We start from the raw sequence: 11,994 nt of genomic DNA on the forward strand, positions 1-11,994 counted from the left end.
GGTATCACCCGTGTCCTACCTGCCCCCGCGCCACCGGAAACTCTTTCCCGTGCCCCGGCGTGTAGTACAGCCGTCGGTTTTCGGCCGCGACCCAGGGCCAGTCGCGGGCGTACGCGGGCGGTTGTGCCCCCGCCGGCACGAGCGTGGCCGTCGGGATGCGCCGGGCGGTGCGCGCGATGGCGTCCGCCGTGGTGTCGGCGTTGGGGCCGGAGGTCGCGGCCGAGGAGCAGCCGGCGTAGAAGGCGACGGGCAGCGCGTCCTCGCCGGTGACCAGGCAGGGGGCGCGCACGCCGAGGCGGTGCAGGGTGGCTGCGGTGCGCGACCAGGAGCGGTGCCCGGCGGCCGCGACGTCCGCCGTGCGCACCAGGACGGTCAGCTGGGTCCCGAGGTGGACGGCGGACACCAGGCAGAGCGCCGCGGCGGCCACCGGGCGCCAGGGCCGGGGCGGGGCGCTCGCCAGGCGGAGCAGCGCGGCGGCGACGGGCAGGGCGAGCAGGGCGTAGGCGGGCAGCAGGAAGCGGGGGGCCGCATAGCCGATCAGGAACAGATAAGGGAAGGCGGCCGACGCGGCGCACGCGAGCGGCAGCGCGGTGACCGCCGGGCGCCCGGCGCGGAAGGCGAACAGCAGGGCGAGCGCGGCGAGCAGGGGCAGCGCGCACCACCAGAAGGTGACGAGCGGGCCGGGCAGCGCGCCGGTGCAGGGCCGGCACAAGGTGCGCCCGCCGAGGCTGCGCAGCTGGTCCACGAGGGCGAGGTGCCAGCCGAGGCCGCCCTGGATCGCCGAGCCCTCGGACAGCCGGTGGAGCAGCCCGCCGTAGCGTACGTACGCCTCGATCACCCACTCGGCGACCCCGGCGGCGAGCCCGGCGAGCAGCGCGGCCGTCCGCCGCCAGTGCCGGTGCCGGAGGCCGAGGGCGAGCAGCGGCAGGACGACCCAGACCGCGTCCATGGGCCGCATCAGGCCCATCAGCGCGGCACCCGCGGCCACGCCCCACGGCGCGGCCCGGCCGGCATCGGACGCGCCCGCGCGCAGGTACGCGCCGACCGTCACCAACGCCCCTACCGCCACCCAGTAGTTGGGCATGGCCTGGAGACCGTAGAAGAGGGTCACCCACAGGGAGGCGAACAGGGCGGCGCCGAGGGCGAGGACGCGGGGCGGGAACAGGCCGCGCCAGGCCCGCAGGGCCAGGTACAGGGCGAGGCCGGACAGGGCGGCGAGGTAGCAGCGCAGCAGGACCGTCGAGGACGACCACGCGGCGACCGGCGCGACGAGCAGGGAGATGCCGCGGGCCCGCGGTGCGCTGAAGTAGGCGGCGGGCGCGCCGCCGCCGACCTGGCTGACGTACACCGCCTCGTCCCAGCCGAGGCCCATGCCGGGGTGGACCAGGAGCAGTTGGGCCAGGGCGAAGGCCGCGGCGACGGCCGCGAGCGGGAGGGCGGCACGTGCCTTTTGGGCGCCGTCGGACGGTGGCCGGGAGCGGGCGGTCCGCGTCCCGGTGCGTACGGTCTCGGCGCTGCCGGTCATCATCCTCCCCTTCACCCCGGATCCGGCCCCGGACGAGGCGGAACCCGAAAGGACCACCCCATCACAGAGCGCACGGGCAGCGCAGGCGAACCGCCGCTCACCGCGGTGTCCGGGAAGGCCGTACGGCCCCCCGGGCGCCGCCACTACGCGCTGTAAGGTTGGACCATGGCTGGCACAGGGCCCCGTGGCAGGGCGGAACGGCGCAGCGCCGGGGAGCTGGAGAGCGAGGTGCTGGCCGCCCTCTGGGCCACCGATCGGCCGCTCACCCCGGCGGAGATCCAGGCCGAGATCGGCGGCGATCTCGCGTACAACACGGTGCACACCATCCTCAAGCGCCTGTACGACAAGGGGCTGGTGCTCAGGGACGCGGACGGGCGGCGCGGCGCGTACCGTCCGGCGAAGAACGCGGCGGAGCTGACCGCCGAGGCCATGCATCAGGCCCTGGACCGGGGCCCGGACCCGATCGCCGCGCTCCAGCAGTTCGTGACGGGTCTGAGCCGCGAGGAGGAGCGGGCGCTGCGCGAACTGCTCGCCGGGGGCGACGCGTAGGGGAAAGGACGGCCCCCGCGCGGGGCCGGTACACGAGGTTCGGCACACGAGGTTCCGCGCACGACGTCCACGACTTGAGGTCTCGCGCATGAGATTCGATGTGTACAGCCCGCTGGCGCTGTCGCTGCTGCTCGCCGCTGCGGGCCCGCTGACCGGCCGGTACGTCGCTCCGGCGGCGGCCGCGCGGGTGCTGGCCGCGGCCGCCGTGGTGACCGCGGGGGCCACCGTCTGGACGCTGGTGCTGCTCGGTGCCGCGCTGCTCGGGGACGTGCCGCCCGAGGCGCGCGGGGGCCACCAGGGCGGGGCGGCCGATCCGGTACCGGTGGTGATCGGGCTGACCGCGTGTCTGGGGCTGGTGGTCGTCGCCGTGCGGCTGCGCCGTGCCGTACGGGCCGAGTGGCGCACCCGGCGGGCGCTGCGCCGGCTGTGCGCGGGGCAGCCCGCGGACACCGAGCTGATCGTGGCCGCCTCGGCGGTGCCGCGGGCGTGCGCGGTGCCCGGCCGGCCGGGCCGGATCCTGGTCACCTCGGCGATGCTGGGCGCGCTCGGGCCCGCCGAGCGGCGGGTGCTGCTCGCGCACGAGCGGGCACATCTCGCCCACCGGCACGATGTGCTGGTGACGGCGGCCGTCCTCGCGGCGGCGGCCGATCCGCTGCTGTGTCCGGTGCGTTCGGCCGTCGGCTACCTAGTGGAGCGGTGGGCCGACGAGCGGGCGGCGGCCGAGGTCGGCGACCGACGTACCGCCGCGCTGGCGCTGGCGCGGGCCGCGCTCACCGCGCAGCGCGGCGGCGAGGTGCCCGCGCTGCACTTCGCCGACCGCGCCGTCACCCGCCGTATCGCCGCCCTCCAGGCCGCCCCGCAGCCGAGCCTGGGCTCCGCCACGCTCGCCGTCCTCGCGCTGAGCACCCTGCCGCCACTGCTGGCGGCCGACGCCACCGGCGACCTCCTCCGGCTGCTGACCGGCGCACCGCTCTGAGACGGACCGGCGCCGCCCGTGAGAACCCGGACGTCCCGCGGGCCGGGCCTCAGGAGCGCTGGTTCGGCACCCGGTGCCGCGGCTGCTGCGGCGCCGCCCTGCGGACGGCCGGGGGTACGGCGCGCATGGCCGGCTCGCTCGTGGTCACCGTCACCTCCTCACCGTGGTGCCGCAGGCTCAGCGGCGGCCCGTCGAGCAGCGCGTACGTCGTCTTGTCCGCGTCGATCTCCACCCGCAGCCTGCGGCCCCGGAACTGCACGTGGAAGGCGAGCCGGGAGAGCCGTTCGGGCAACCGGGGGGCGAAGCGCAGCCGTTCGCCGTCGCGGCGCATCCCGCCGAAGCCCGCCACCAGCGCCATCCAGGTACCGGCGAGCGAGGCGATGTGAAGCCCGTCGCGGGTGTTGTGCTCCAGGTCGTGCAGGTCCATCAGGGCCGCCTCGGCCGTGTAGTCGTAGGCGAGGTCGAGATGGCCGGTCCGGGCGGCGACGACGGCCTGGCAGCAGGCGGACAGCGAGGAGTCGCGCACCGTCAGCGGCTCGTAGTAGGCGAAGTTCCGGGCGATCTGCTCCTCGTCGTACCGCTCGCTGAACCAGGCGTCGCAGGTGTACAGCGCCAGTACCAGGTCGGCCTGTTTGACGACCTGTTTGCGGTAGAGGTCGAAGTACGGGAAGTGCAGCAGCAGCGGGTACTGGTCGGCGCGGGTGCCCTCGAAGTCCCAGCGCTGGTAGCGGGTGAACCCCGCGTGCTGTTCGTGCACCCCGAGTTCGGTGTTGTACGGCACGTGCATCGCCTCGGCCGCGTCCCGCCAGGCCGCGCTCTCCTCCTCGTCCACCCCGAGCCGGGCGGCCTCGCGCGGATGGCGTTCGACGGCATCGGCGGCGGCCAGCAGGTTCTGACGGGCCATCAGGTTCGTGTAGGTGTTGTCGTCGGCGACCGCGCTGTACTCGTCGGGTCCGGTGACGCCGTCGAGATGGTAGACGCCGTGCGCGTCGTGGTGGCCGAGCGAGCGCCACAACCGGGCGGTCTCCACCAGGAGTTCGACCCCGGCCTCGCGCTCGAAGGCGGTGTCGCCGGTGGCATCGACATAGCGGACGACGGCGTCGGCGATGTCGGCGTTCACATGGAAGGCGGCGGTGCCGGCCGGCCAGTACGCCGAGCCCTCCGGTCCCGCGATGGTCCGCCAGGGGAACGCGGCCCCGGCAAGCCCGAGTTGGGCGGCGCGTTCGCGGGCCTCGTCCAGGGTGCCGTGCCGCCAGCGCAGCGCCTCGGCGACGGCGGCGGGCGCGGTGTGGGTGAGCAATGGCAGCACGAACATTTCGGTGTCCCAGAAGGCGTGCCCGTCGTAGCCGGAGCCGGTCAGGCCCTTCGCGGGTATCGCGCGCCGCTCCGCGCGGGCCCCTGCCTGGAAGACGTGGAACAGGGCGAACCGTACGGCCTGTTGGATCTCCTCGTCGCCGGTGACCTCGACGTCGGCGCGCGCCCAGAAGTCGTCCAGGCGGGCCCGCTGGTCGGCGAGGAGGCCGGCCCAGCCGTCGTGGGCGGCGGCGGCGAGCGCGGCGTCGACCTGGTCGGCCATCGCGGGCAGCGAACGGGCCGCGGACCAGCCGTGGGCGACCAGCTTCTCCACCCGCAGGCGCTGGCCGGGCTCCAGGACCGAGGTGACGGTCAGCCGGGCCAGATCGGTGCCGCTCTCGCTGCGGGTGGTGGTGCGCTCGGGCCCGTCGACGACATGGTCGGCGGCGACCGCGACCCGCAGCCCGCTGCGCCGGGTGCGGTGCACCAGGCGCAGCCGGTTGCCCGCGGCGAGATGGTCCTCCTGTTCCAGCGGCGACTGGAGCGCCATCGCGGCGCGCGGGTCGCCGTCGGAGCCGGGCAGGCTCTCGTTGGCGACCAGTTCGGACTGGATCACCACCCGGCTGCGGGCGTCGACGGCCTCCACCTCGTACGCCACGGCGGCCACCGCGCGCTGGGTGAGCGAGACCAGCCGGGTGGAGCGGACCCGCACGGTGGAGCCGGCCGGGGAGGTCCACTCGCAGGTGCGCTCCAGCACCCCGCGGCGCAGGTCGAGGACCCGCTCGTGGGCGGTGACGCGGCCGTAGCGCAGGTCGAACGGCTCGTCGTCCACGAGCAGCCGCAGGATCTTGCCGTTGGTGATGTCGATGACGGTCTGGCCCGACTCCGGATTGCCGTACCCGGCCTCGGCGTACGGCAGCGGGTGCACCTCGTGCACCCCGTTGAGGTAGCTGCCGGGCAGTCCGTGCGGCTCGCCCTCGTCCAGGTTGCCGCGCCAGCCGACATGGCCGTTGGACAGCGCGAACACGGACTCGCTCTGCGCGAGCAGGTCGAGGTCGAGGGAGGTCTCGCGGACCGCCCACGGCTCGACGGCGTACGCCCCCTGGGTGATCACCGCTTGCCTCCCAGCTCCGCGAGGTCCGCCACGACGATGCTCGCGCCGTGCGCGTACAGGGCGTCGCGCTGGCCGACCCGGTCGAGGCCGACGACGTACCCGAAGCCGCCCGCGCGGCCCGCTTCCATGCCGGCCTGCGCGTCCTCGAAGACGGCCGCACGGGACGGTTCGACGCCGAGGTCATGGGCGGCGGCGAGGAAGGTGTCCGGGTGGGGCTTGCCCGGCAGTTTCCGCTCGGCGGCCACGACGCCGTCGACGCGGACGTCGAAGAAGTGCTCGGCGTCCACGGCCCGCAGCACGTCACGGCAGTTGGCGCTGGAGGAGACGATCGCGGTGCGCAGTCCCTCGGCGCGCACCGCCTCCAGGTAGCGCAGGGTGCCCTCGTACGCCTCGACACCGCCGGTGCGGATCCGCTCCAGGAGCAGCTCGTTCTTCCGGTTGCCGAGGCCGTTGACGGTCAGGGCGTCCGGCGGGTCGTCCGGCGTGCCCTCCGGCAGCTCGATGCCGCGCGAGTCGAGGAAGGCGCGCACCCCGTCGGCGCGCGGGCGGCCGTCCACGTACTCGTCGTAGTCGGCGACCGCGTCGAACGGCCGCGCGTCCGGGCCCTCGTGGGAGCGCAGGAACGCGTCGAACGTCTCCTTCCACGCGGCCGCGTGCACCACGGCCGTCTTGGTGACGACGCCGTCGAGGTCGAACAGGCACGCCTGGATGTCATCGGGCAGACCGAGCTGAGTCATACCGAGGACTGTTCCCCATGAGCCGCGCTCCATCGAGTGTCCCACGCCACAATTTTTCCGGTTCCGGGGTGACACACTCGTCTGTGTGCCCTTGACCTCCGACCGTGCGCCCCTGACCTTCGACGACCTGCTCGCGCGCGCCCGCGCGCTCCCCCGAGGCGGCCGGCGCGCCCTGCTCGGCATCGCGGGCGGCCCCGGCGCGGGCAAGTCCACCCTGGCCGCGCGTCTGGTGCGCGCCCTGAACGCCGACGGGCCCGCGTGGGCCGCCCGGGTCCCGATGGACGGCTTCCACCTGGCCGACGCCGAACTCGACCGGCTGGGCCGCCGGGACCGCAAGGGCGCGCCGGACACCTTCGACCCGGCCGGGTACGCGGCGCTGCTGCGGCGGCTGCGCGAGGAGACCGGCGAGGTGGTGTACGCGCCCGGCTTCGAGCGGGTCCTGGAGCAGCCGCTGGCCGGTGCGATCCCGGTGCCGCCGGCCGTGCGCCTCGTGGTGACCGAGGGCAACTACCTGCTCCTCCAGGAGGGTTCGTGGGCGCGGGTGCGGCCGTGCCTGGACGAGGTCTGGTACTGCGAGCTGCCCGAGGAGGAGCGGATCCGCCGACTGGTGGCCCGGCACATGGAGTTCGGCAAGGAGCCGGCGGCGGCGCGCGCCTGGGTGCTGGGCACGGATCAGCGCAACGCCGAGCTGGTGGCGGCGACGCGGGAGCGGGCGGATCTGCTGGTCCCGGCGGACGCGTCGGCGCCGCCGTGCCCGTGGGCCGGTTAGCGGCCCCGTCCGCCCCGGCTGCCCACCCGCGTTCCGGTTCCCTCGATTGCTGGTCAACCCGCTGGTCACGGCTTTGGGTGAGCTATGTTGAATGCTCGTGGGAGACAAAGGAGACGGACCGGTGCCCTCGCCGCAGCAGGCCCGCGCACAGGCATCAGCGATCACCTCGGGCAAGACCGCACCGGAGGCCGAGGCCGCCCCGACCTCTCAGCTCCGGGAGCTGTTCGACGGGCCCCGTCTGTCGCCGGGGCAGCGGCGGATCGCCCAGTACCTGATCGAGCACATCACCGAGGCCGCGTTCCTGTCGATCACCGAGCTGGCGGACCGGGTCGGGGTCAGCCAGCCGTCCGTGACCCGCTTCGCCGGTGCCGTCGGCTTCAGCGGCTACCCCGCCCTGCGTGAGCGGCTCCAGTCGATCGCGCTGAAGGCACTGGCCGGCGGGCCCGGCGAGCCGAACCGCGCCAACGAGCTCCAGGCCGCGGTGGACGCGGAGATCGCGAACCTGGAGAACCTGCGCCGCGACTTCGCCGACCCGGACCGGGTGATCCACGTCGGCCGCGAGCTGTCCCGCTCCACCCCGCTGACCGTGCTCGGCCTGCGCATCGCGGAGTCGCTGGCCGAGTACTTCGGGTACGCGGCGCGTCGTATCCACCCCGATGTCCGGCTGGTCACCCGCGGCGGCAGCGTGGCCTACGACGCGCTGCTCCAGTCGCGCGAGGCCGGTGGCGCCTGGGTGCTGGCGTTCGCCATGCCGCGGCACTCGCTGGAGACCCTGGAGGCGGTCCGGGTGGCGCACCACGTCGGCCTGAAGGTCGCGCTGATCACCGACCTCGCGCTCGGACCGCTGGCGGACGAGGCCGACGTCACCTTCGCCACCGGCACCGGCTCCCGGCTGGTCTTCGACTCCTACGCCGCCCCGAACATGATGGCCGCGGCGCTGCTCCAGGCGATGACCGACGCCGATCCGGAGCGGACGCAGGCGCGGCTGGAGAAGTACGAGCAGGTGTCCGACCAGCACCAGTTCTTCGTCCGGGACTGAGCCGCCCCGCCCGGCCGCCGGGGACCGCAAGGTCCTGCGGTGGCGTCCCCACACTCGTGAAGATCTTGCGGGCACCGAGCGCCCGTAGCCGGATCTTTCGGCTCAAATCACGCATGAATGTTTTCATGCGTCTTGCAAACTGCTCGGTATATATAAATACTCTGCTGGCGGATCGCCCGCGCGGACATCCCGACCGCCGTCACCTACCCGGACGGCGCCCGGTGTGTCCGGTGGTGCGGCGCCCCTGTGCCGCACCCCTGGGGCGGCCCCGGTCATCCCCTAGGCCGGGGCCGCCCGCTTCTCGTCGGACCACCCTCACGACGCCGCAGACCGGAAGTGACCATGCCCGTGACCATGCCCCTGACCAGCACGCGCATCAGCCCCGACTGGCCCTGCCAGGTCAAGACCCCCGGTTCGTACGACTGGGAGCGCTCGGCCGCCAAGTGGCTGCGCGAGCTGATCCCCGCGCGCTATGCCAGCTACCCGGCCCTGATCCGGCACCCCGTGCTGCTCGCCCGGCACGCGCAGATCCAGGTCGAGCAGGAGGTGCGGGTGGCCCGCACCGCGCTCCAGACGGCGCGGGCCGAACTGCCGATGCTCGGGCTGCCCGAGTCCGTCATCGAGCACACGATCAAGATGTACGCCGCCGAGGTGCTGCAACTCCAGCACATCGCCCGCAGCGTCCGTGCGGTCAGCACGGCCCTGGCCCGCCGCTGACGCGCATTCGGCCGCAGTTCCCCGGTCCCCCTGACAAGCGATCGAACGCCCCCGAATGTGCGATGCTCATCGCGTGACGAGCGAGTCCGTGTCCCCGATGGACGACCCCGGAACCGGTGCCGACAGCGCCGCGCTGGCCCGGGTCGTCGCCCGGCAGCGTGCCGAGCTGGAGCAGCTGCGCGAGCTCGCCGCGACGTCGGCGGTCCTCGAACGGGCCAAGGGCGCCCTGATGGCGCTCACCGGATGCGCCCCGGACGCCGCCGACGAGGAACTGCGCCGGCGCGCCGCGGACAGCGGGCACACCCTGCTGGAGGAGTGCTGGCTCACGCTGGGCTCCCTTCCGTCGCTCCCGGAACGACCGGCCCCCGCGTCCACCACGCCCCCGGCCCCCGCGACGGCACCCGAGCCCGGCATGGCGTCCGCGCCCCGCGCGACCCCGGTCGCCGGTGACCCGGAGATGGCGGAGGTGCTCGGCGGGATGGGGCGGGACCTGCTCCGCGTCGGTTCCCCGCACGAACTGGCCGGACGCCTTCTGGACCATCTGGCACCGGGGGCGCGGGCCGACGTCGTGCTCCTCTTCGAGCGGCGGCCCGAGGGTGGTCTCGAACTGGCCGGCCATGCCGGGATCGACCCGCGGTACGCCGCCCGGTGGCGGCATGTGCCCCCGCTGGCCGGGGTGCCCGCGGTCGAGGCCTTGGCGGCGGGCGAGCCGTTGTGGCTGGAGGACCTGGCCGCCGACCGCACCCGTCATCTGCTGGTCGGGGACACACCCGAGCGGTGGCCGAGCCGGGTGTGGCTGCCCGTGCCCGCCGGGGAATCCGCCCGGTTCGCCCTCGGGGTGCTGCGCCGGTGCGGCGGGCCGTTCGAGCCGCGCGAGCGCCAGCTGCTGGTGGCCGCCGCCCGGTTGTGCGCGGGGCGGCTGCGTGCCTTCGACCACGCGCGGGGGGCGCCCGGCGTGCCGGGCGTCGCGGAGACCGTGCAGGCGGTGTTCGACGCGCTGCCGGGTGCCGCGGTCCTGCTGACGCCGCTGCGCACCGCCACCGGCGAGGTGGCGGACTACCGGATCGACGCCGCGACCCCGCAGGCGGTCGACGTGTGCGGTCGCGGCGGCCGGGACATGGTGGGCCGGCTCGTCCTGGAGAGCTATCCGTCCGTGGCGGGCGAATCGCTGTGGCAGGGCTACCTGGACACCCTGGCGACCGGGGTGCCGTTCGCAAGCGAGCCGTTCGCCTACCAGGACACGGTGGACGGGGTGGCCGTGACCGCCACCTTCTCGGTGCGGGCCGCTCCGATGGGCCCGGGGCTGCTGGTGTCCTGGCTGCGGCACGGCCCCCTGGACCGGCAGAAGCAGCGCCTGGCCGATGTGCAGCGGCTCGGCAACCTCGGCTGGGCCAACTGGAATCTGCTCACGGGGGAGATCTCCTGGTCCGCGCAGGCGTACGCCGTCCTGGGGCGCGCCCTCGGACAGGGGCCGCTGGAGCTGGCGGAGCTGCCGCGGCTGGCGCTGCCGCAGGACGCGGACGCGCTGGCGGCGGCGATCGCCGGGCTGGTCGAGCGGGGGCGCCCTTTCGACGTGCCGTTCCGGGTCCGCTCACCCGAGGGCGTACGGCACCTGCGGATGGTCGCCGAGGCCGTCAGCGAGCCGGACGGCACCCCCGCCGAGGTGCACGGCTTCGTGCAGGACCTCACCGCGCAGCGCAGCGCGGAGCTCGCCCTGGTCAAGAGCGAGCGCACCATGTCGGTGCAGCGCGGGGTCCTCCAGGCCGAACGGGCGCTCGCCGCCCGCCTCCAGCACGCCCTGCTGCCACTGCCCAGCAAGCCGGTACTGCTGGCCGGGCTGCGCGTCGAGGTCGCCTATCTGCCCGCGCAGGCCGGAATCCATGTCGGCGGCGACTGGTTCAGCGCCATCGAACTGCCCGACTACGACGCGCTGTTCGTGGTCGGCGATGTGGCCGGGCACGGCATCGACGCGGTCGCCACCATGGCCCAACTCCGGTTCACCGCCAAGGGGATGGTCAGCACCGGCACCTCGCTCACCGTCGCGCTGGCGCGCCTGAACCATCTGCTGCTGCACTCCCGTGACAGCCGGATGACGGCCACCATGATCATGGCCCGCTACGACCCGGACCGCCAACTCCTCGCCTGGGCCCAGGCCGGGCATCCGCCGCCGCTGCTGGTGCGCGGCGGTGAGGTGCGCTATCTCGACCGCCCCGGCGGCCTGTTGCTCGGCGCCAGCGCGGACCCGTACTACGAGTCGGCGGAGTTGCGCCTGGAGCCCGGCGACCGGCTGCTGCTGTACACCGACGGCCTGATCGAGCGGCCCGGCGAGGGCCTGGACGTGGGTTTCGACCGGCTCGTGCGGGCGGTGCGCGCCCACGGCGAGGAGGGGTCGGGCTCCCTGGAGGCGCTGCTCGCGGCCATGCTGGTGGACGAGTGGCGGGACGACGTGTGCGTGGTCGACATCCGGATGCCGGCGCGGGTGGAGGGCCGTACGGAGGAGGCGGTCGACGCGGTGGCGGCGGCCGACGCCGCCGATGCCGCCGACATCGGGGGCGAGGGGGTCTGGGGCACGGGGGCCGGGGGCCCATAGGGGGCGCCGTGCGTCTGGGAGCGGGGGCGCGCGGGGTCAGTCCACGGGGTGGCCGGCCTCGATGCCGACCGCGTCGGACAGCCGCAGCAGGGGGCCCGGCCGGCCCTCGCCCCACTCCAGGGGGTCGAGGACGAAGCCGACGTGGTCCCCGCCGTCGACGCGGTGCAGGATGGCGCCGACGAACCAGGCCGCCGCGGCGCCGAGGACGGCCGCGCCGCCGGGCCCCGGTGCCCAGTCGAGACCCGCGAACTTGTCGGTGTCGTCCCCGCTTCGGCCGCCGAAGCGTTCCGCGAGGGCCCGCTGGTCTCGGGTGAGCAGGTGTACGGCGAGGTGGTGCGCGGCGCGGGCGACGCGGTAGGTGTGGTTGGCCTTGGAGAGCCACACGGTGAACCGGGGCGGCCGGATGGAGCACTGCGAGGCGAAGCCGACCAGACAACCCGCGCGTTCACCGCCGGCCACGGCCGTGACCACGCACATGTCGGGGTCGAGCCGCCCGAGGAAATGGTCCTCCGCTCGCGCCATGCCGCTCCGCTCCGTCCGCCGTCGCTTCCGCTGCTTTCCACCGTTTGGACCGCCGTGTCCGCACAGCGATCGTTTCGCGCACTCATCGTCGCGTGCGGTGGTGTTCCCCGCATGCCGCCGTCGAATCGTCCCACCTGTGCAACGCGCCCGCCCAGCACGATGA

General features: G+C 74.6%; 10 protein-coding genes. 6 read left to right on the top strand and 4 right to left on the bottom strand.

All coding sequences use genetic code 11. The annotated features are described in order from the left end of the window. Nucleotides 1-4 precede the first annotated feature (4 nt). On the bottom strand, nucleotides 5-1,525 hold the full coding sequence (locus ACE4Q9_RS02150) for a hypothetical protein (protein WP_397987094.1): 1,521 nt from the start codon (nucleotides 1,523-1,525) through the stop codon (nucleotides 5-7). A gap of 165 nt (nucleotides 1,526-1,690) precedes the next feature. Between ACE4Q9_RS02150 and ACE4Q9_RS02155 the strand changes: the two genes are divergently transcribed. Beyond that, nucleotides 1,691-2,074, top strand: a complete 384-nt coding sequence (locus ACE4Q9_RS02155; RefSeq protein ID WP_397982473.1) for a BlaI/MecI/CopY family transcriptional regulator — start codon at nucleotides 1,691-1,693, stop codon at nucleotides 2,072-2,074. An 88-nt stretch (nucleotides 2,075-2,162) separates the two neighbouring features. Next, nucleotides 2,163-3,050 (top strand): M48 family metalloprotease, encoded by an 888-nt coding sequence (locus tag ACE4Q9_RS02160; protein WP_397982474.1) that lies wholly within the window; start codon nucleotides 2,163-2,165, stop codon nucleotides 3,048-3,050. A gap of 49 nt (nucleotides 3,051-3,099) precedes the next feature. Here ACE4Q9_RS02160 and ACE4Q9_RS02165 read toward each other — a convergent pair whose 3' ends face one another. Beyond that, nucleotides 3,100-5,457, bottom strand: a complete 2,358-nt coding sequence (locus ACE4Q9_RS02165; protein WP_397982475.1) for a glycoside hydrolase family 65 protein — start codon at nucleotides 5,455-5,457, stop codon at nucleotides 3,100-3,102. Next, complete coding sequence (locus tag ACE4Q9_RS02170) at nucleotides 5,454-6,194, bottom strand: HAD family hydrolase (RefSeq protein WP_397982476.1); 741 nt, start codon at nucleotides 6,192-6,194, stop codon at nucleotides 5,454-5,456. Before ACE4Q9_RS02170 ends, ACE4Q9_RS02165 begins: the two co-directional genes overlap by 4 nt. 85 nt (nucleotides 6,195-6,279) lie before the next feature. Between ACE4Q9_RS02170 and ACE4Q9_RS02175 the strand changes: the two genes are divergently transcribed. From ACE4Q9_RS02175 to ACE4Q9_RS02190, 4 genes are all read left to right on the top strand, one after another. Next, complete coding sequence (locus ACE4Q9_RS02175; protein ID WP_397982477.1) at nucleotides 6,280-6,963, top strand: nucleoside/nucleotide kinase family protein; 684 nt, start codon at nucleotides 6,280-6,282, stop codon at nucleotides 6,961-6,963. A 121-nt stretch (nucleotides 6,964-7,084) separates the two neighbouring features. Continuing rightward, on the top strand, nucleotides 7,085-8,002 hold the full coding sequence (locus ACE4Q9_RS02180) for a MurR/RpiR family transcriptional regulator (protein WP_397982478.1): 918 nt from the start codon (nucleotides 7,085-7,087) through the stop codon (nucleotides 8,000-8,002). Between the two features lie 348 nt (nucleotides 8,003-8,350). Continuing rightward, nucleotides 8,351-8,719, top strand: coding sequence for a hypothetical protein (locus ACE4Q9_RS02185; RefSeq protein WP_397987095.1), 369 nt, complete (start codon nucleotides 8,351-8,353; stop codon nucleotides 8,717-8,719). Nucleotides 8,720-8,816: 97 nt separating this feature from the next. Further along, entirely contained in the window at nucleotides 8,817-11,309 is a 2,493-nt protein-coding gene (locus ACE4Q9_RS02190; RefSeq protein WP_397987096.1) for a SpoIIE family protein phosphatase, read from the top strand. Between the two features lie 36 nt (nucleotides 11,310-11,345). Here the strand turns inward: ACE4Q9_RS02190 and ACE4Q9_RS02195 are convergent, their stop codons facing one another. Further along, nucleotides 11,346-11,831, bottom strand: a complete 486-nt coding sequence (locus ACE4Q9_RS02195; RefSeq protein ID WP_397982479.1) for a flavin reductase family protein — start codon at nucleotides 11,829-11,831, stop codon at nucleotides 11,346-11,348. Nucleotides 11,832-11,994 lie beyond the last annotated feature (163 nt).

It is taken from the genome of Streptomyces sp. AM6-12 (assembly GCF_044327085.1).
Lineage (GTDB): Bacteria > Actinomycetota > Actinomycetes > Streptomycetales > Streptomycetaceae > Streptomyces.